This is a genomic window from Streptomyces sp. NPDC055962 (assembly GCF_042270185.1).
Classification (GTDB): domain Bacteria; phylum Actinomycetota; class Actinomycetes; order Streptomycetales; family Streptomycetaceae; genus Streptomyces.
The window spans coordinates 157,802-175,539 of sequence record NZ_JBHJYN010000004.1 but is presented as its reverse complement, the minus strand read 5'-3'; the positions used below and the strand labels follow the sequence as shown (position 1 = coordinate 175,539).

General features: G+C 72.1%; 16 protein-coding genes. 4 read left to right on the top strand and 12 right to left on the bottom strand.

Features of this window, described 5'->3' with window-relative positions:
• Positions 1-59 precede the first annotated feature (59 nt).
• The gene (locus ACFC51_RS14420) at positions 60-281 is read left to right on the top strand and encodes a hypothetical protein (RefSeq protein ID WP_376528836.1); all 222 of its coding nucleotides are present in this window, start codon (positions 60-62) and stop codon (positions 279-281) included.
• 24 nt (positions 282-305) lie between these two features.
• Here the strand turns inward: ACFC51_RS14420 and ACFC51_RS14415 are convergent, their stop codons facing one another.
• Positions 306-1,913: an AMP-binding protein gene (locus tag ACFC51_RS14415; protein ID WP_376528834.1), complete on the bottom strand. Its 1,608-nt coding sequence runs from the start codon at positions 1,911-1,913 to the stop codon at positions 306-308.
• Positions 1,910-3,586 carry an AMP-binding protein gene (locus tag ACFC51_RS14410; RefSeq protein WP_376528831.1) on the bottom strand — a complete coding sequence of 559 codons (1,677 nt, stop codon included), beginning with the start codon at positions 3,584-3,586 and terminating at the stop codon, positions 1,910-1,912. The genes ACFC51_RS14415 and ACFC51_RS14410 overlap by 4 nt, the downstream gene beginning before the upstream one ends.
• A 105-nt stretch (positions 3,587-3,691) precedes the next feature.
• Here ACFC51_RS14410 and ACFC51_RS14405 point away from each other — a divergent pair, with 105 nt between their 5' ends.
• Positions 3,692-4,537, top strand: coding sequence for a response regulator transcription factor (locus ACFC51_RS14405; RefSeq protein ID WP_376369795.1), 846 nt, complete (start codon positions 3,692-3,694; stop codon positions 4,535-4,537).
• A 42-nt stretch (positions 4,538-4,579) separates the two neighbouring features.
• Here ACFC51_RS14405 and ACFC51_RS14400 read toward each other — a convergent pair whose 3' ends face one another.
• Positions 4,580-5,698: a winged helix DNA-binding domain-containing protein gene (locus ACFC51_RS14400; protein WP_376528829.1), complete on the bottom strand. Its 1,119-nt coding sequence runs from the start codon at positions 5,696-5,698 to the stop codon at positions 4,580-4,582.
• Positions 5,699-5,838: 140 nt separating this feature from the next.
• Between ACFC51_RS14400 and ACFC51_RS14395 the strand changes: the two genes are divergently transcribed.
• Positions 5,839-6,708 (top strand): DMT family transporter, encoded by an 870-nt coding sequence (locus ACFC51_RS14395; protein ID WP_376528826.1) that lies wholly within the window; start codon positions 5,839-5,841, stop codon positions 6,706-6,708.
• A 5-nt stretch (positions 6,709-6,713) separates the two neighbouring features.
• Here the strand turns inward: ACFC51_RS14395 and ACFC51_RS14390 are convergent, their stop codons facing one another.
• Positions 6,714-7,748 carry a glutathione S-transferase family protein gene (locus ACFC51_RS14390; protein ID WP_376369800.1) on the bottom strand — a complete coding sequence of 345 codons (1,035 nt, stop codon included), beginning with the start codon at positions 7,746-7,748 and terminating at the stop codon, positions 6,714-6,716.
• The gene (locus ACFC51_RS14385) at positions 7,745-9,256 is read right to left on the bottom strand and encodes an MFS transporter (protein WP_376528824.1); all 1,512 of its coding nucleotides are present in this window, start codon (positions 9,254-9,256) and stop codon (positions 7,745-7,747) included. Before ACFC51_RS14385 ends, ACFC51_RS14390 begins: the two co-directional genes overlap by 4 nt.
• Positions 9,257-9,434: 178 nt before the next feature.
• Here ACFC51_RS14385 and ACFC51_RS14380 point away from each other — a divergent pair, with 178 nt between their 5' ends.
• The gene (locus tag ACFC51_RS14380) at positions 9,435-9,836 is read left to right on the top strand and encodes a VOC family protein (RefSeq protein ID WP_376369804.1); all 402 of its coding nucleotides are present in this window, start codon (positions 9,435-9,437) and stop codon (positions 9,834-9,836) included.
• Here ACFC51_RS14380 and ACFC51_RS14375 read toward each other — a convergent pair.
• The 7 genes from ACFC51_RS14375 to ACFC51_RS14345 all read right to left on the bottom strand — a co-directional run bounded on the left by ACFC51_RS14375 (position 9,833) and on the right by ACFC51_RS14345 (position 17,279).
• The gene (locus ACFC51_RS14375) at positions 9,833-10,864 is read right to left on the bottom strand and encodes an aldo/keto reductase (RefSeq protein ID WP_376369806.1); all 1,032 of its coding nucleotides are present in this window, start codon (positions 10,862-10,864) and stop codon (positions 9,833-9,835) included. The genes ACFC51_RS14380 and ACFC51_RS14375 overlap by 4 nt on opposite strands.
• 163 nt (positions 10,865-11,027) lie before the next feature.
• Complete coding sequence (locus ACFC51_RS14370) at positions 11,028-12,407, bottom strand: LLM class flavin-dependent oxidoreductase (protein WP_376528822.1); 1,380 nt, start codon at positions 12,405-12,407, stop codon at positions 11,028-11,030.
• 59 nt (positions 12,408-12,466) lie between these two features.
• A complete protein-coding gene (locus ACFC51_RS14365) occupies positions 12,467-13,201 on the bottom strand; it encodes an ABC transporter ATP-binding protein (protein WP_376369810.1) in 735 nt (244 codons plus the stop codon).
• Positions 13,177-14,058 carry an ABC transporter permease gene (locus tag ACFC51_RS14360; protein WP_376369812.1) on the bottom strand — a complete coding sequence of 294 codons (882 nt, stop codon included), beginning with the start codon at positions 14,056-14,058 and terminating at the stop codon, positions 13,177-13,179. Before ACFC51_RS14360 ends, ACFC51_RS14365 begins: the two co-directional genes overlap by 25 nt.
• A complete protein-coding gene (locus ACFC51_RS14355) occupies positions 14,055-15,119 on the bottom strand; it encodes an ABC transporter substrate-binding protein (protein ID WP_376369814.1) in 1,065 nt (354 codons plus the stop codon). The genes ACFC51_RS14360 and ACFC51_RS14355 overlap by 4 nt, the downstream gene beginning before the upstream one ends.
• A gap of 14 nt (positions 15,120-15,133) precedes the next feature.
• Positions 15,134-15,688 (bottom strand): flavin reductase family protein, encoded by a 555-nt coding sequence (locus tag ACFC51_RS14350; protein WP_376369816.1) that lies wholly within the window; start codon positions 15,686-15,688, stop codon positions 15,134-15,136.
• 337 nt (positions 15,689-16,025) lie between these two features.
• Positions 16,026-17,279, bottom strand: a complete 1,254-nt coding sequence (locus tag ACFC51_RS14345) for an ROK family protein (protein ID WP_376369817.1) — start codon at positions 17,277-17,279, stop codon at positions 16,026-16,028.
• Positions 17,280-17,738 lie beyond the last annotated feature (459 nt).

Genomic DNA, 17,738 nt, shown 5'->3' with positions numbered 1-17,738 from the left:
GTGCCCTGCCAGCCGCATATGTTCGAGCTGTTGTCAGTATGAGGACGTAGAGTGAAGGCATGGTCTTAACTCCCCGACGTCCCACCCATTCGACCCCCGTTTTCCTGACCCAGCCGACCCACCCGTCCGCCGTAGAGGCCAACGAGGCGATCCGCGCGCTCGTCGACTCGCGGGCCGGTCAGGACTGGACCCCGGTGGAGGCCGCGGAGTACGAGGTGCTGCTCGTCGAGTGGGCCGCGGCGACCCAGGACATAGGCTCCGGCGTCATCGAGGCCGCCTGACCCCCGGCCGTATCCGGATACGGGCTACGCGCCGTACCCCTCCCGCAGTTCGACCTTCCGGACCTTGCCGCTGACGGTCATCGGGAACGCCTCGAGAATCCGCAGCCCGCGCGGCACCTTGTAGTGCGCCAGCCGTTCACGGCAGTACTCCGCCACCTCGTCGAGCGTCGGCGGGTCGGCCGGGTCGCGGGGAATGACGCAGGCCAGGATCTCCTCGCCGTACCGCTCGTCCGGCACCCCGACCACCTGTACGTCCGCGATCTTCGGGTGACCGTGGAGGAACTCCTCGATCTCGCGCGGGTAGACGTTCTCGCCCCCGCGGATGATCATGTCCTTGATCCGGCCGGCGATCCGGACGTACCCGTCCTCACGCATCACCGCGAGGTCACCGGTGTGCATCCAGCGTCCCGCGTCGACGACTTCGGCGGTGCGCTCCGGCTGGTCCCAGTAGCCGAGCATCACGCTGTAGCCCCGGGTGCACAGTTCGCCGGCCTCGCCGCGCGGCAGGGTCACGCCCGACACGGGATCGACCACCTTCACCTCGATGTGCGGCATGACCCGGCCGACCGTGCCCGTGCGCCGCTCCAGGTCGTCGTCCCGGCGGGTCTGGGTGGAGACGGGCGAGGTCTCCGTCATGCCGTAGCAGATGGACACCTCGTCCATGTGCATCTGCGCGACGACCCGCTTCATCACCTCGACCGGACAGGGTGAACCGGCCATGATCCCGGTGCGGAGCGAGGAGAGGTCGTACGAGGCGAAGTCGGGCAGATCCAGCTCCGCGATGAACATCGTGGGGACGCCGTAGAGCGAGGTGCAGCGCTCCTGCTGGACGGCGGCCAGCACCGCAGCCGGTTCGAAGGCGGGCGACGGGATCACGATGCACGCACCGTGCGAGGTGGCACCGAGGTTCCCCATGACCATGCCGAAGCAGTGGTAGAAGGGGACGGGCAGGCAGACCCGGTCGTGCTCCGTGTAGGCGACCAGCTCCCCCACGAAGTAGCCGTTGTTGAGGATGTTGTGGTGGGAGAGCGTGGCTCCCTTGGGGAATCCGGTGGTTCCCGAGGTGTACTGGATGTTGATCGGGTCGTCGCACGACAACTCCGCCTCCCGTGAGGCCAGCTGCTGCGGCGTCACGGTCTCCGCGGAGGCGGTCAGCTCCTCCCAGGACGGATCGCCGATGTAGTGGACGGACCGGAGCCCGGGGCAGTCCGCGCGGACCTTTTCGACGAGGGCCCGGTAGTCGCTCGTGCGGTGGGCGAGCGAGGCGGCCAGCACGGAGATCCCGGCCTGCTTGAGCACGAAGGCCAACTCGTGCGCCCGGTAAGCCGGATTGATGGTGACCATGACGGCGCCGATCCGCGCAGTGGCGTACTGGACGAGGACCCACTCGGGGCAGTTGACCGCCCAGATGCCGACCCGGTCGCCCTTGGCCACGCCGGACGCCATCAGCCCGCGGGCCAGCTCGTCGACGGCTGCGCCGAATTCGGCGTACGTCCACCGGCGCCCCGAGGCCACGTCGACCAGGGCTTCCCGCGCCCCGAAGGCCTCGACCGCGCGGTCGAGGTTGCGCCCGATCGTGTCGCCGAGCAGCGCCGTGCTGCTCGTGCCGTGGGCGTAGGAGAGGCCGCTCATCGCAGGTCCCCCTCATCGAACTCGGTGCCGGTCCCCCGCGCCGTACGCTCCCGCAGCTCGATCCTGCGGATCTTCCCCGACACGGTCTTCGGCAGCTCGGCGAACTCCAGCCGGAGGATGCGTTTGTACGGGGCGAGGACCGACCTGGAGTGCTCGAAGAGCACCTTGGCCGTGCCGGGTCCCGGCTCCCAGCCCTCGGCGAGCACGACGTACGCCTTCGGGACGGAGAGCCGCACCGGGTCGGGGGCGGGCACGACCGCGGCCTCCGCGACCGCCTCGTGCTCCAGCAGGGCGCTCTCCAGCTCGAACGGCGAGATCTTGTAGTCGGAGGCCTTGAACACGTCGTCGGCCCGGCCCACGTAGGTGATGTAGCCGTCCGCGTCGCGGGCGCCGATGTCACCCGTGCGGTAGAAGCCGCCCGCCATCGCCTCCGCCGTGCGCTCCGGGTCGCCGTGGTACCCCGTCATCAGGCCGACCGGGGCCGTGGACAGGTCGAGGGAGATCTCGCCCTCCGCCGCGCCCGGCTCGCCGGTGACCGCGTCCAGCAGCTCGACCGTGAACCCGGGGCTGGGCCGCCCCATGGAACCCGCCTTGAGGAGCTGTCCCGGGGTGTTGGCCACCTGCACGGCGGTCTCGGTCTGGCCGAACCCGTCACGGATGGTGACGCCCCAGGCGCGCCGGACGCTCTCGATGACCTCGGGGTTGAGCGGCTCACCCGCCGCGACGACCTCGCGCGGCGGTGTCTTCAGCTGGGCGAGGTCGGCCTGGATGAGCATCCGCCAGACCGTGGGCGGGGCGCAGAAGCTGGTGATCCCCGAGCGGTCCATCTCCGCCATCAGCCGGGCGGCGTCGAACCGGGTGTAGTTGAAGATGAAGACGGTGGCCTCTGCGCTCCACGGTGCGAAGAGATTGGACCAGGCGTGCTTCGCCCAGCCGGGTGAGGAGATGTTCAGATGGACGTCGCCGGGCTCGAGGCCGATCCAGTACATCGTGGCCAAGTGGCCCACGGGGTAGGAGACATGGGTGTGCTCGACGAGCTTCGGGCTGGCCGTGGTGCCGGAGGTGAAGTAGAGCATGAGGGGCTCGTCCGCGTCCGTCTCCCGGTCGGGCGTGAAGCCAGGCTCCGCCCCGTCGGCCCCGGCGTAGGAGAGCCACCCCTCGACGTCGTCCCCGACGGCGATCCGGGTGTAGTCGCCGGGCACCTCGTCGAACTTCGCCGCGTCCGCCGACCGTACGAGGACGTGGCGGACCCGGCCGCGCTCGACCCGGTCGCGCAGGTCCACCGGCCCCAGCAGCGGGGTGGCGGGGATGACGACGGCCCGCAGCTTCATCGCGGCCAGTGCCGTCTCCCACAGCTCGACCTGGTTGCCCAGCATGACGAGGATCCGGTCGCCCGCCGCCACGCCCTGTTCCCGGAGCCAGTTCGCCGCCCGGTTCGAGCGGGCCGCCATCCGGGCGAAGGAGACCTCGGTGCGCCCGCCGTCCTCCTCCACGATGTGCAGGGCGGTGCGGTCGTTGCCCTCCGCGATGACGTCGAACCAGTCGAGTGCCCAGTTGAAGTGGTCGGGCCGGGGCCATGTGAAGCCCTCGTACGCCGTGGTGTAGTCCTCACGGTGCTCGATCAGGAAGTCCCGGGCCGCCCGGAACGTCTCCGTCGCACTCGTTGCCGGCATGTGCCCTCCTCGTCGCGGAACCCGTCCTTTAACATCATGCGAACAGTGACCCAGATCTCACCACCCCCGAACGGGGGTGGGCCGGCGGAGCGGGGAGTCAGCGGCGTGTCGGAACCGGGCGAGGCGACCGAACTGCGGTCCGCCCTGCTGAGCCTGCGGCGGACGAGCGGGCTGCCCGTCGTGTTCGGCGGGCTGCTGTCCGACGCCCGCCATGCCCGGATCGCCGAGCTCAGCGGCGCGCAGACGCCCGCGCTGCGGGGGCTCGTCATCTCGGCGGGAAGCGGGCTCGGCGGCAAGGCGATCGCCCTCTCCCGGCCGTGCGCCGTCACGGACTACCCCTCGTCGCGCCACATCAGCCACGAATACGACACGGCGGTGGCCGCGGAGGGCCTGCGCTCGGTCGTCGCGGTGCCCGTCGTCGTACGCCGGACGGTGCGCGGTGTCCTGTACGGAGCGCTGCGCGAACCTCTCACGCTCGGGGACCGTACGTTCGACGCCGTTGCCTCGTCGGCCCGGGACGTGGAGCAGGCCCTGGCCGTCCGTGACGAGGTGCAGCAGCTCCTGGCGTCGACCAGGGAGCAGATCACCGATCCGGGCGGCGGGGACGGCACCTGGGAGGACGTCCGCGAGGCGCACCGCGAGCTGCGTGTGCTGGCCCCGAGGATCACGGACCCGTCGTTGCGCGAGGAGCTGCTCGCGGTGTGCGGGCGGCTGGCGTCGGCCGCGGGGGCGGATCGGGGTAGGCCCGCAGGACGGGTGCGGCTGGCACCGCGCGAGGTGGATGTGATCGCCTGCGTGGCGTCGGGGGCGACGAACGCCGCGGCGGCCGGGCGCCTGGGGCTGCGGCCCGAGACGGTGAAGAGCTATCTGCGGTCCGCGATGCGGAAACTGGGGGCGCACACCCGGCTGGAGGCCGTTGTGGCGGCCCGTCGTGCGGGACTGCTGCCGTAGGGCTCGTCCTCCCCCGTGACGCCGCCGGGGGGACCGGGGGTCTCACCGCCCGAAGTCGACGAAGGTGGCGAACCGTACGTCGTGGGCGGGGGCCCGGCTCATCGTGCCCAGCATGTCCACGGCCTCCTGGGTGATTGCCTCACGCGTCGGAGCGCCGAGGTCTCCCAGGGCCTGGACGGTGACGACCGCGTCGTCCGCGCTCTCGTCGAGGCGCCAGACGGCAGCCAGGAAGCCGTCGGCGAGGACGGTCCCGTAGGACTGGTTGCCCACGCCGTTGCGCCCTTTGTACGCGGGCGGGATGACCCGGGTGCGGTCGGCGTGGCCGAGCAGGACGTTGTCGAACTCCGGGAGGAAGCGCGGCGGGGCCGGGGTCTCCGGGTCTGGGCGGGGGGCGTCGGGCAGGTCGAAGAGTTCGACGCCGTTCTCGTCGCGGAAGGTGACCAGGCCCGGCCGCAGGCGCTCGAAGACCTCCCGCATCCGGGTGAGCCCGGCCCACGCCTGGAGGTCCTTCACCGAGGCCGGGCCGAAGGCACCGAGGTAGCGCAGCACGGTCGCGTCGGGCGGGGCCGCCGGCCGCGCAGGGCTGTCCAGCCAGTGCTCGGCGGTCGTCAGGGCGACCTGCCCGCTGCGCCCCCACAGCCCTCGCGGCGTGACCTGGACCAGCGGGAGCCGGCAGCGGGCGGCGATGCCGAGCGACTGCGGGTCGGCGTCCGGCCAGTGGGCGCGCAGCTCCTCCCGCAACTCCTTCATGGTGCGGGGCCGTTCCTCGACCAGTTCCCTGGCGAGCGAGGCGAGCCGGTCCAGGTCCACCCCGGTGAGCCCGCTCCGGAACATGCGCAGCTCCCGGTCGCGTGCCGGCTGGACGAGGGGGCGGAGCGTGAGGGCGTCCTCGGCGGTGTGGGTGTGGATGGTGGAGCGGAGGGTGACGATCCTGACCACCTCGCGGGACTCCATGAGCGCCGAGAGCGCCGCCGGGTCGAAGCCTTCGAGCCGGGAGAAGAGCTGGAAGTAGGGCGGCCTGGTGTTCTGGGCCTGGAGACCCACCAGGCGGCTGACTGCTTCCTTCACCGGCAGCTCGCTGCGGCGCAGCAGCAACTGCCGCTCCATCGTCGCCCTGTTGAGCGCGCGGGTGGAGAGCACGGGAGCGTGTCCGGTGGCCATGGTCCGCAGACTACGCGGACCCTTGCGCCGCCGGACGGGAACGGGGCGGTACCCCCCGGTCCGCGGCATGGCGGACGCGCGACACCCCCACCGGTCCGCGGCACCGAGGACTGCGGGGCCTCGGCCCCCATGATGGGGCGGTGATCAGTGTCCTGTTCGCCGTCCTGACCGCCCTGAGCAACGGCACCGCTTCGGTGCTGCAGCGCCGCGCCGCCCTGGAGGTCCCCGACAGCGAGGCGATGCGCCTGTCGCTGATCGGGCATCTGCTGCGGCAGAGGGTGTGGCTCGCCGGGATCGGGCTCGTGATCGTCGCGGCCGTGTGCCAGGCGGTGGCGCTGGCCACGGGGCCCATCGCCGTGGTCCAGCCGATCTTCGTGATCGAGCTGCCCGCGACCCTGGTCGTCGCCGGGTTCGTCCTGCGGGTGGGGGTCTCGCGCCAGGTCTGGGCCGGGGTGGCCGCGGTGACGGCCGGCCTGGCGCTCGGCATGGCGGCGGCCTCGCCGGTCGGCGGCAGCGACGACGTCCAGGGTGCGGCGTGGATCCCCGCGCTGGTGGTGACCGGGGCCTTCGAGGCAGCGCTCGTCGCCGCGGCGCTCGGCACCTCCGGCAACGCCCGGGCCGCGCTGCTGGGGCTTGCCGCGGCCTGCGGGTACGCGCTGACGGCGGCGCTGATGAAGGACGCCATGGCACGGCTGGACAGCGACGGCGTCACCGGCCTGCTGACGGCGTGGCAGCTGTACGCCACGGCGGCGGCCGGCGTGGGCGCGCTGTTCCTGCTCCAGAACGCGCTCCAGGCCGGTTCGCTGGTCGCGGTGCAGCCGATGCTGACGCTCGGGGACGCCCTGATCAGCATCGCCTACGGGGTGACACTGTTCGGCGAGGAGCTGCAGACCGGGTGGTGGCTCCTGCCCCAGCTGGCCGGACTGGCCCTGATCGCCGCCGGCTGCGTGGTCCTCGCCCGCTCCCCGCTGGCGACCGCGAACGCCGCGCCGCCGCCCCGGGTGGAGTGAGCCGGTCAGGGGCGCCCGCGCGCCGGGACCTCCTCGCCCGGCGGCACCGGTCCGGGCGGGGTGCCGTCGCCGAACGGACGGCCGCCCAGCTGCTCCCGGTGGTGGGGGGTGAGCCAGCCGGCGAGGTCGGGGCCGAGCGGCACGATGCCGGTCGGGTTGATGCCGGTGTGCACCTGGTAGTAGTGCCGCTTGATGTGGTCGAAGTCGACGGTGTCACCGAAGCCGGGGGTCTGGTACAGGTCGCGGACGTACGCCCACAGGACGCGGTCCTCGGCGATCTTGGAGCGGTTGCACTTGAAGTGCCCGTGGTAGACGGCGTCGAAGCGCACCAGGGTGGTGAACAGCCGGATGTCGGCCTCGGTAATCGTGTCCCCGACCAGGTAGCGCTGCCCCGCGAGGCGTTCGGAGACGAGGTCCAGGCGGCGGAACACGTCGACGTACGCCGCCTCGTACTCGCCCTGGCCTGCGGCGAATCCGGCGCGGTAGACACCGTTGTTGACGTCCCGGTAGACGCCGTCCATGACCGTGTCGATCTCGTCGCGCAGCCGCTCCGGGTAGAGGTCGGGGGCGCCGGGGCGGTGCAGGGCGGTCCATTCCGTGGCCAGGTCGAGCGTGATCCGCTGGTAGTCGTTGGTGACCAGCGCCCGGGTCGGTACGTCGACGACCGCGGGCACGCTGACGCCTCCCGGGTAGCCGCGCTCGCGTGCGTCGTACGCCTCGCTCAGGAACCCGATGCCGAGCACCGGGTCCTTGCCGCCCTCGTCGAGGGTGAAGCGCCAGCTGCGGTCGTCCTGGATCGGGTCGGCGACGGCCAGGGAGAGGGCGCTCTCCAGTCCCAGGAGCCTCCGTGAGACCAGGGCGCGGCTCGCCCAGGGGCAGGCGCGGCTGACGACCAGGCGGTAGCGGCCGGACTCGACGGGCCAGCCGTCGCGGCCGTCGGCGGTGATGCGGTCGGCGAAGTGGCTGCGGGAGCGCTTGAAGGGCTTGTGACCGTAGGAGGTGTTCCCGTCCTGCTTCCCCCGGTCCTCGGTGTCGCTCATGGTGTCCCCTCCGGGGCGTCGGTGGCTCCGGCGCCCGTGGCGTCGGACGTCTCGGAACGTCTCCTTCCCCGTCTGCCCGCCACGACGTCCGCGAGCGCCACGACGAGGCCCGCGAGGACGAACGCGACCGAGACGAGCAGGCCGTGGTCGTAGGCGTCGGCCCAGTCGCCGGGGCCCAGCTGCGCGAAGAACACCGAGCCGACGGCGGCGATGCCGATGGACGAGCCGACGCGCTGGCTGGTCTGCAGGGTGCCGCCGGCGCTGCCCGCGTTGTTCACCGGCACCTCGGAGAGGGTGAGGGTCTGGTTGGGCGCGATGACGAGTCCGCTGCCCAGTCCGGCGAGCAGCAGGGGGGCCGCCATGGCGAGCCCGGCGCCCCTGCCCGGCACCAGGTGGGCGGCCAGGGCCGTGAGTCCGAGCCCGACGGCCACCATGGTGAGTCCCACCACGATGAGGGGCCGGCCGAAGCGGCCCACCAGTCGGCCGCCGATGCTCGCCGAGGCGCCGGCGCCCAGGGCGAACGGAGTGATCGCGAGACCCGCCTCCAGGGCGCTGTAGTGCAGCCCGGACTGGAGGTAGAGCGTGCTGATGAAGAAGATCGAGGTGAACCCGGCGAAGTACAGAAGGATCATCAGGCAGCCGAGCCAGAAGGACCGGAGCCGGAAGAGCGACAGGTTCAGCACCGGCTGGATGTTCCGCCGTGAGCAGCGGGCCTCCCAGGCGACGAACGCCGCGAGCAGGACTGCGGCGACCGGGACGAGCAGCCACTTGCCGTCGCCGGGCCACTGCTGGGCCTGGACGAAGGGCAGCAGCAGGGCGAGGACCCCCGCGCCGAGCAGCAGGACTCCGACGGGGTCCAGGTCGCGCGGGCGGACCCGGCTCGCCGACGGGGTGTCGGGGAGGAGCCGTCTGGCCAGCAGGAGGCAGACGATCCCGATCGGCAGGTTGACGTAGAACACCCAGCGCCAGCCCTCCTGCGCCCCCGCCCCCTGGATCAGCAGGCCGCCCAGCAGCGGGCCGACGGCGGTGGAGATGCCGACCACGGTGCCGAACATGCCGAAGGCGCGGCCCCGCTCGCGTCCGGAGAACATCTGCTGGATGAGCGCGGAGATCTGGGGGGAGAGCAGCCCTCCGGCCGCGCCCTGGAGGAGCCGGGCGACGACGAGCCAGAGGCTGGACTGGGCGGCCCCGCAGGCCGCGGAGGCCAGCGTGAAGAGGGCCAGTCCCCACATGAACACCGCGCGGCGCCCCCGGGCGTCGCCGAGGCGTCCGCCCGGGACGAGGACGAGGCCGAAGGCGAGCGCGTAGCCGGAGAGCACCCACTGGAGGTCCGACTCCGGCGTGTCGAGCCCTTCCTTGATGGACGGCAGCGCCACGTTGACGATGGAGACGTCCAGGAGGGTCATGAAGCCCGCCACCAGGCAGACGGCGAGTGCGCGCCAGCGACGGGGGTCTGAGGGGCCGGGACCGGAAGAGCCTGTGTCCCGGTCACCCGCGCTTGCTGCCATGATCCGCACCCTAGGCCGCGGTCCGCCGATCGTCGCCCCGGGCGCGCCGTGTGCCCGGATGTCGCGTGCCCGCCGGTGGTGAGGAGCGGGGGTTGCGCCCCTGCGGCTCTTCCCTCCCCGGGGGACGTTGCCCTGCGGATCCCGGCGTGTGACGCCCCATCGGGGGTAGCGGTGGAGCATGACTGTCGGGAAAACGAGCGTTCTGGTCCTGGACTGCGCCGAACCCATGGAGCTCGCGCACTTCTACGCGGCTCTCCTCGACGCGGAGACGCGGATCGGGAGCGATCCCGACTTCGTCGAGATCGTCGGCAACAGCGGTGTGCACCTCGCCGTGCGGCGCGACCACGGTTACGCGCCGCCGAGCTGGCCGCGCCCGGAGGACTCCCAGCAGGCACATCTGCGCGTCCTGGTGGACCCGGGGGACATGGACGAGGCCGAGCGCGAGGCGATAGGCCTCGGCGCCCGGCCGGTGGACACGGGCGACAGCAACAGCGGCCCGCGTGACGTCCGCGTCTACACCGATCCGGCCGGGCACTCGTTCTCCCTGTCGGTGTATCCGGCGCGGCAGCCGGAGAGCTAGGAGCGCCGCCGCAGCGCGGCCTCCGTGAGCGACGGCGGGGTGTAGCCGGAGTCGCGTGCCGACAGGTCGGTGCCGGGCGGGACGATCTCGTCGATGCGGTCGAGGACGTCGCTGCTCAGCTTCACCTTGTCCGCGCCCAGCTGGCTTTCCAGCTGGGCGAAGGTCCGCGGACCGATGACGGCCGACGTGACGGCCGGGTGTTCGAGCACGAAGGCCAGGGCGAGCTGCACGAGGGTGAGGCCGGCCTCGTCGGCGAGGTGGGCCAAGGCGTCCGCCGCGGCCAGCTTGGCGGCGTTCTCCGGCGCCGCGATGTCGAAACGGGCGGCCTGGCGCGCGGCGCGGCTGGACGCCGGCTGCCCGGCGCCGGTGCGGTAGCGGCCGGAGAGCCAGCCGCCGGCCAGCGGGCTCCAGGTGAGCACCCCCAGGGCGTAGCGCCGGGCGACCGGCAGGACCTCGCGCTCGATGCCCCGTGCCAGCAGGGAGTACGGCGGTTGTTCGGCGACCACGCGTTCGCGTCCCCTGCGATCGGCGAGCCACTGGCCCTCGACGATCGCGGACGGCTCGAAGGTCGAGGTGCCGATGTAGCGGATCTTTCCCTGGTGGACGAGGTCGGAGAGCGCGCCGAGGGTCTCGTCGAAGTCGGTGCCGGGCTCGGGACGGTGCACCTGGTAGAGGTCGATCCAGTCGGTGCCGAGCCTGCGGAGGCTGTTCTCGACCTCCCGGATGATCCAGCGGCGGCTGTTGCCTTGCTCGTTGGGGCCGTCGCCGAGGCTGCCGTGGAACTTGGTGGCCAGCACCACGTCGTCGCGGCGCCCGCCGGCAAGTGCCTTGCCGACGATGGTCTCTGACTCGCCCGCGGAGTAGACGTCGGCGGTGTCGACGAAGTTGATCCCCGCGTCGAGCGCGTGATGGATGATACGGACGCTGTCGTCGTGGTCGGGGTTGCCGCGGGGGCCGAACATCATGGTGCCGAGGGCCAGCGGGCTGACCTTCACGCCGGTGCGCCCGAGGGTGCGGTACTCCGTCATCGTGCGTTCTCCTCGACGAGTGCGTCGGTGGTGGGGTGGTCGTCGGGTGCGGGGAGCGGGGAGCGGCGGCTGCGCCGGGTGGGCCGCAGTCCGCCGGCCCCGTCCGGGCGGCCGCCGGCCGGTCCGCTCCGTCGGTACGACCGGCCCGGGTCCGGACCCCCGGTCACCGGGCCCCCGCCGTCACCGGACCGACGGCGGTGCGGCTCTCCGCGGTGTCGACGGTGTCGAACAGCTGGTTGGCGGGCCTGGGCAGCCCGTAGTGCTCGCGCAGGGTGGTTCCGGTGTACTCCGTGCGGAACAGTCCCCGCTCCTGGAGGATCGGGACGACCCGGTCCACGAAGATCTCGAGGCCGGAGGGGAGCACGGCGGGCATGATGTTGAAGCCGTCGGCCGCCCCGCTGTCGTACCAGTGCTCGATGGTGTCGGCGACCTGTTCGGCGGTCCCCGCGAAGGTGCGGTGACCACGCCCGCCCCCAAGCCTGCCGATGAGTTGACGCACCGTCAGCCGTTCGCGCCGTGCCAGCTCCACCACCAGGGTGTAGCGGCTCTTGGCCCCCTCGATCTCGTCCTCGTCGGGGAGGTTCCCGGGGAGCTCCTCGTCGAGTGGGAGTGCGGCCGGGTCGAGCTTCAGCGTCCTGGCGAGCTGGCGCCTGGCGTACTCCGGGACGATGAGCCGGTCGAGCTCGGCGTCCAGCTCCAGCGCCTCGGCCTCGGTGTCGCCGATGACGGGGACGATGCCGGGCAGGATCTTGATGCCGTCGGGGTGGCGGCCGAGCGCCTCCGCGCGCTGCTTGACGTCCTTGTAGAAGGCGATGCCCTCCTCGAGGGTCTGCTGCGCGGTGAAGACCGCTTCCGCGTAGCGGGCCGCGAAGTCCTTGCCGTCCTCGCTGGACCCGGCCTGCACGAGCAGCGGGTGGCCCTGGGGCGGGCGCTGCACGTTGAGCGGGCCGTCGACGCGGAAGAACTCCCCGCTGTGGCCGATGCTGCGCACCCGGTCGGCCAGCGCGTGGACCCCGGCCTCCTTGTCGGCGACGACCGCGTCGTCGGCCCAGCTGTCCCAGAGCTTGGTGGACACCTCGACGAACTCGGCGGCGCGCCGGTAGCGGTCGCGGTGCAGGGGGGTGTCGTCGAGGCCGAAGTTGCGCGCCGCGTCGGCGCCGGCGGTGGTGACGATGTTCCAGCCGGCCCGCCCGCCGGATATGTGGTCCAGCGAGGCGAAGCGGCGGGCCAGGTTGTACGGCTCGTTGTAGCTGGTGGAGGCGGTGGCGATCAGGCCGATGCGTTCGGTGACCCCGGCGAGCGCCGTGAGCAGCACGGTGGGTTCCAGCTTGGCGGCGGGCCGCCGGCCGGGGTCACCCATGAGGACGGGTCCGTCGGCGAGGAACAGCGAGTCCAGGAGCCCGCGTTCGGCGATGCGGGCCAGGTTCCCGTAGTGGTCCAGGTCCGATTCGGCGCCGGCGTGGCTCTCGGGGAGGCGCCAGGACGCCTCGTGGTGGCCGGTGGACATCAGGAAGGCGTTGAGGTGGAGCTGCTTGCGCGGCATGGCGTGTTCTCCTCGGGAGATCTCGGAAGCTCGGCTGCGTGAGGTGGGCCCCGGACGCCTCAGGGCTGCGCGACACCGAGGGCGGCGAGCAGGGTGTCGCGGTACTCCTGGAAGCGGGGTTCGCGGCGGGAGCGCGGGGACGGCAGGTCGATCCGGAGGTCGACGGAGATGTGGCCGTCGTCCAGGACGAGGACCCGGTCGGCGAGCTCCACGGCCTCGTCGACGTCATGGGTGACCAGCAGCACGGCGGGGCGGTGGCGTTCGTACAGTTCGCGCAGCAGTCCGTGCATCTTGATGCGGGTCAGGGCGTCGAGTGCGCCGAACGGCTCGTCAGCGAGCAGGAGTTCGGGATCGCGTACGAGTGCGCGGGCCAGCGCGGCTCGCTGCTGCTCGCCGCCCGACAGCTCATGGGGCCAGGAGCCGCCGCGTCCTTCCAGACCGACCTCGGCGAGGGCGGTCCGGCCCCGCTCACGGGCGCGTGGGCCGCGCAGCCCGAGGGTCACGTTGTCGAGCACCCTCAGCCAGGGCAGCAGCCGGGAGTCCTGGAACGAGAGCGAGACCCTGTCCGGCACGGAGAGTGCGCCGGATCCCTCGACGGTGTGGTCGAGCCGGGCGACAGCGCGCAGCAGCGTGGACTTGCCGGAGCCGCTGCGGCCGAGGAGCGCGGTGAACTCCCCCTGCGCCACCGTCAGGTCGAGCTCCTTGAGGACCTTCCGGTCGCCGAACCGCCGTACGAGCCCGGAGGTGCGGATCGCGGGCCGGTCTTCCGTCAGCCCGCCAGTGTGCGTCGCCATGACAGAGCCTTCCTCTCGACTGCGCGTACCGCCGCGTCCGAGGCGAAGCCGAAGATCCCGTAGGCCACCAGCCCCACGATGATCACGTCGGACTGGGCGTACTGCTGGGCCTGGAACATCATGTAGCCGATGCCGCTGGTGGCGTTGATCTGCTCGACCACGATGAGGCCGAGCCAGGACGAGGTGACGCCGAGCCGCAGGCCGACGAAGAAGCCGGGCAGCGAGCCGGGGACGACGACCTTGCGGATGAACGTCGCCCGGCTCAGGCCGAGCCCTTCGGCGAGCTCGACGTACCGGCTGTCGATGCCCGTCAGCGACGCGTAGGTGTTGATGTACATGTTCACCGCGACCCCGAGCGCGATGACGGTGACCTTCATCTGCTCGCCTATGCCGAGCCAGAGGATCAGCAGGGGGAGCATCGCCAGGGAGGGAATGGCCCGCTTGATCTGGAGGGGGCCGTCCAGCAGGTACTCACCGCTGCGGCTCAGCCCTGCCGCCACGGCCAGGATCACCCCGGCGGACACCCCGAGGACGAGGCCGAGTCCGGCGCGCTGGAGCGAGACGAGGACGTTGTCCTGGAGGCGTCCGGTCGCGACGAGGTCGACCGCGGTGGAGTACACCGTGCCGGGCGAGGAGAGGATCCGCGGGTCGAGATGGCCGGAGGCGGAGGCCGCCCACCACACGAGGACGAGGAGCGCGGGGCCGATCAGCCGTCCGAAGGGCAGGGCCCGGCCGGGTCCGAGCCGCCGGCGGGTGCCCTGGGAGACAGGAGCCGCGCCTCCGGCGGCGGGCGGTCCGGACGGCCGCTCCACCGTCTGCGCGCGGTCCGTCCGCGCCTTCGCCAGCAGGTCGGTCATGATCCCTCCCGGTACTCGGCGGCGACGGCACCGGCCGCCAGCCCTTCGAAGCGGCGGTCGAACAGCCCGGAGGCCTTCTGCTCCGGCACGAAGCCCCCCTCGGCCAGCAGGTCGGCGGTCTCCTGCTCCCAGTCGAGGGCCTCGTCCCAGCTGACCGGGAACTGGGGCTTGTGCAGGGATTCGACGATGCGCCTGCCGTCCTCCTCCGACACGCCCTGGTCCTTCACGTAGTACGTGTCGATCCACTCGTCCCGGTTCTCCCAGGCCCACACCTGGCCGCGTGCCCACAGCGGGACGAAGCTGCGCACCGCCTTGGCCTTCTCCGGGTCGTTGAGCACCTCGTTCGGCGCCCAGAGCACGGTCAGCAGGTCGACGACCGACGTGCTGACCCCCCGCGCGCCGTCCTTGCCGTACTGGTCGAGGTACTTGGTGAGGGTCGGCTCGGCGAGCGGTGCCACATCGACCTGGGCGGACTGCAGGGCGGTGAGGAACTGCGTGCTGGGCAGGGCGACCAGCTCGACGTCGGAGGTCTCCAGTCCCGCTTCCTTGAGCGCCCGGAGGACGACGACCCCCTGTGCCTGCCCCTGGGAGAAACCTATCTTCCTACCGCGGAAGTCCTCGGCTCTCGTGAGGGACGAGCCCGGGGCCGTCGCAAAGGTGTAAAGGGGGTGCCGCCGTGTCTGGACCGCGACGATTTTCGCCCGGACACCGATGGCGTGTGCCTGGATGGGAGGAATTCCGGCGTTGACGGCCAGGTCGATGGATTTCGCGCGGAATCCCTGAATGATGTCGGGCCCCGCGGAGAGGTTCGGCCATTCGGTGACGGTGAAGGGGAGTTCCTTCGCCAGTCCTGCCGCCCCCAGTTGGAGCTGTGTCGAACGGGCGGCGATCTTCAGCTCGGTCCCGGACGCGGGCCTGCCGGAGGGGAGGGCGCCCGCGGGTTCCGCGGTGGCCACCGATTTCGTCTGGGGAGAGCATGCGGCGAGGCTCAGGATGCCGCCTCCCGCGAGCGCGAGGAACGACCTCCGGGCCAGGGCCCGCCTGGTGTCGTGACGTGTCATGGTGAAGGTCCTGATCACTGGTCGGGCGTGGGGCGGAGGGAGTGGTAGGAGCCGTCGTGGAAGAGCAGCGGGCTGCGCCCCTCGTCCAGCCAGGACTCCTCGACCCGCGCGACGACGATGCGGTGGTCGCCGGCCGGGACGATGGTCAGGACGGTGAGCTTCAGCCAGCCGGCCACCCCGTCGAGCACGGGTTCCCCGCCGGGCAGCCGGCTCCACCGGGTCGGCGCGGCGAACCGGTCGATGCCGCTGGTGGCGAACGTGGTCGCCAGCGGCGCCTGTTCGGCACCGAGGAAGTTCACGACGGCCGTGGAGGCCCGCTCGATGTGCGGCCAGGACGAGGTGGACGTCCCGATGCCGAAGGAGACGAGCGGAGGGGCGAGGGAGAGGGAGCTGAGCGAGGTCGCGGTGAATCCCACCGGTCCGCGGCCCGCGTCGGCGGTGACGACGACGACACCCGCGGGATGCCTGCGGAAGGCCCTCCTGAAGTGCTCGGGCGCGATGCCGGGGGCGGCTGCGGTGGCGGTTTCTGATGACGGGACTGCGGCGTACGAGGACACGGTGACGGTCAATGTCTCTCCCCGGTCGAAAGGCGGAATTCGGGCGTGCGGAAATCACGCGAGGGCGTGCAGGAGCGCATCAGGGTGCGCGAAATCGCGGGACGGATGGGAAAACATCCACGAATGTGGACCGCCCGCAGACGCGGCTGAGGGGTTATCGGTCACCCGGACAGGGACGACAACAGGAACGCCGGGCGCAATCGCTCTTCGGCGTGGCCGCGCGGCAGGAGTGCGCCCGTACGGGCACGTTCCCTGAATTCCGCTTTCGGCTGTTCATGAATCCATCTTCTCGTTCGGTCCGGGGCCGGTCAACAATGCAACGATCTGAATTAATGCGGGAATCGGGGGATCAGGAGACCGCGGGCAGCGCCGGCCAGGGCCCCAGCGGGTCCGTGTACAGGGCGCCCAGCGCGACGGCGCCCCCGGCGGTGGCCAGCACCTGACCGGTGAAGCTGCTCGGCACCACGGCCCGCTCCGGGTCCTCGCAGGCCCAGGAGCGCATCCCCACCTCCTCACGGAGGTCGGCCAGGCACTCCGGCAGCCGGCCGGATCCGGGCTCGACCACCACCAGGCACTCCGGGTCGAACATGTCCAGGAGCAACGCCGCCGCCCTGCCCACCAGGCGGGCACGACGCCGGAACAGGGCCACGGCACGCGGCTCGCCCGCCAGGGCGTGGTCCAGCAGTTCCTGGAACGTCCCGACGTACAGGCGCTGTTCGGCGGCACGCCGGATCATGGCCCGCTCGGACACCTCGGACTCCAGACACCCGGTGCGTCCGCACCTGCAGGGCTCGGCGTCTCCCGACCCGCCGGATCCCAGGGGGAGATGGGCCACGCTCCCCGCGCCGGAGCGGGGCCCGCGGTGCAGTTCCCCCGCGGTCGCGAAGGCCCCGTCGACGACCGCGCCGATGAAGAGCAGGACCGTGCTCGCCCGGGTCGAGGCCTCGCCGAACATCTGCTCGGCTCGGGCCAGCGCCCGGGAGTGGCTGTCCACATGGACGGGGAGCCCGGTGGCGGCGGCGAGGACCTCGCGCACGGGAACGGCGCGCCAGCCGAGGTGCGGGTGCTCCACGACGACTCCCGCGGCCGGGTCGACCCGGTGGCCTGTGGCCACCCCCAGGGCCAGCACCTGCCGCCCGGCCGCGTGCGCGGCCGTCAGCAGGGGCAGCCGGGCGGCCAGGTCGTCCAGGATCCGGCGCGGGTGCGTGCTGGTGTGCGGCCGGCGGTCCTCCGCCACGACCCGGCCGCGCAGGTCCATCAGGGAGACCGTCGAGTGCGCGACCGCGATGTGGGCGCCTGCCACCAGGAAGCGGGACGTGTCGATCTCGACGGGTACGTGAGGGCGTCCGAGTCCGCGCGGTCCGGTCGTCTCCGCGCTCTCGCGGACCAGTCCGCGAGACAGGAGCCGGCCGACGTGCCCCGTGACCGATGCGGGTGAGAGGCCGGTGAGCCGCGCGACGGTGGAACGGGCCACCGGGCCGTGGTCGAGGATCGCGCCCAGCACGGATCCCGTACCGGAGGCGCGGCGGGACTGCCCGGCGGAGGGGATCTCGGAGCGGAGCGGGGGCCGGGAGAGGCGGGTGGGAGCGGGCAGACGTGTCACAGGCGTCGTCCAGGTCCTGGATGGCGGCGTGCGTGGAGGTGAGTACCCCTGCGGGGCCTCCTGGCGGAATCGGGCGGCATCGCGCCGGCCCGGGTCCGCTGAGCCATGACGGGGCGTCCTGCGCGGGTCCGTGGAGGCGAGACCTCAGGAGGCGCGCGGACTCGGGGTGTTCAGGCCCGGTGACACGCCGCGGAGCACACACGCTTCAGGTCGACATGACCTCGCGTCGTCAGGTGTGCGGTTCGCTGCATGTCACGCAACGTATCCGGAACGGCGCGAGCCGGTCAAACGTCTGACCGCATGGTGGACTCGGGCACCCCGGGGCACGCGGGGTGCGCGCGGCGGACCGGGAGCCGCCGAACTCCAGTACGGACGGGGGGTGATGACGCCCGGAATTAACCTCCCGTCTCTTGCCACGACCGGTCTACGCGCATAGCTTTTGGCCCTCACCACACATTT

What these genes read in the sequence shown, in the direction of transcription:
- ACFC51_RS14410 (WP_376528831.1), bottom strand. Translation starts at nt 3,586, where the DNA reads ATGCCGGCAACGAGTGCGACGGAGACGTTCCGGGCGGCCCGGGACTTC.
- ACFC51_RS14380 (WP_376369804.1), top strand. Translation starts at nt 9,435, where the DNA reads ATGACTGTCGGGAAAACGAGCGTTCTGGTCCTGGACTGCGCCGAACCC.
- ACFC51_RS14370 (WP_376528822.1), bottom strand. Translation starts at nt 12,407, where the DNA reads ATGCCGCGCAAGCAGCTCCACCTCAACGCCTTCCTGATGTCCACCGGC.
- ACFC51_RS14375 (WP_376369806.1), bottom strand. Translation starts at nt 10,864, where the DNA reads ATGACGGAGTACCGCACCCTCGGGCGCACCGGCGTGAAGGTCAGCCCG.
- ACFC51_RS14415 (WP_376528834.1), bottom strand. Translation starts at nt 1,913, where the DNA reads ATGAGCGGCCTCTCCTACGCCCACGGCACGAGCAGCACGGCGCTGCTC.
- ACFC51_RS14420 (WP_376528836.1), top strand. Translation starts at nt 60, where the DNA reads ATGGTCTTAACTCCCCGACGTCCCACCCATTCGACCCCCGTTTTCCTG.
- ACFC51_RS14385 (WP_376528824.1), bottom strand. Translation starts at nt 9,256, where the DNA reads ATGGCAGCAAGCGCGGGTGACCGGGACACAGGCTCTTCCGGTCCCGGC.
- ACFC51_RS14365 (WP_376369810.1), bottom strand. Translation starts at nt 13,201, where the DNA reads ATGGCGACGCACACTGGCGGGCTGACGGAAGACCGGCCCGCGATCCGC.
- ACFC51_RS14400 (WP_376528829.1), bottom strand. Translation starts at nt 5,698, where the DNA reads ATGGCCACCGGACACGCTCCCGTGCTCTCCACCCGCGCGCTCAACAGG.
- ACFC51_RS14360 (WP_376369812.1), bottom strand. Translation starts at nt 14,058, where the DNA reads ATGACCGACCTGCTGGCGAAGGCGCGGACGGACCGCGCGCAGACGGTG.
- ACFC51_RS14355 (WP_376369814.1), bottom strand. Translation starts at nt 15,119, where the DNA reads ATGACACGTCACGACACCAGGCGGGCCCTGGCCCGGAGGTCGTTCCTC.
- ACFC51_RS14390 (WP_376369800.1), bottom strand. Translation starts at nt 7,748, where the DNA reads ATGAGCGACACCGAGGACCGGGGGAAGCAGGACGGGAACACCTCCTAC.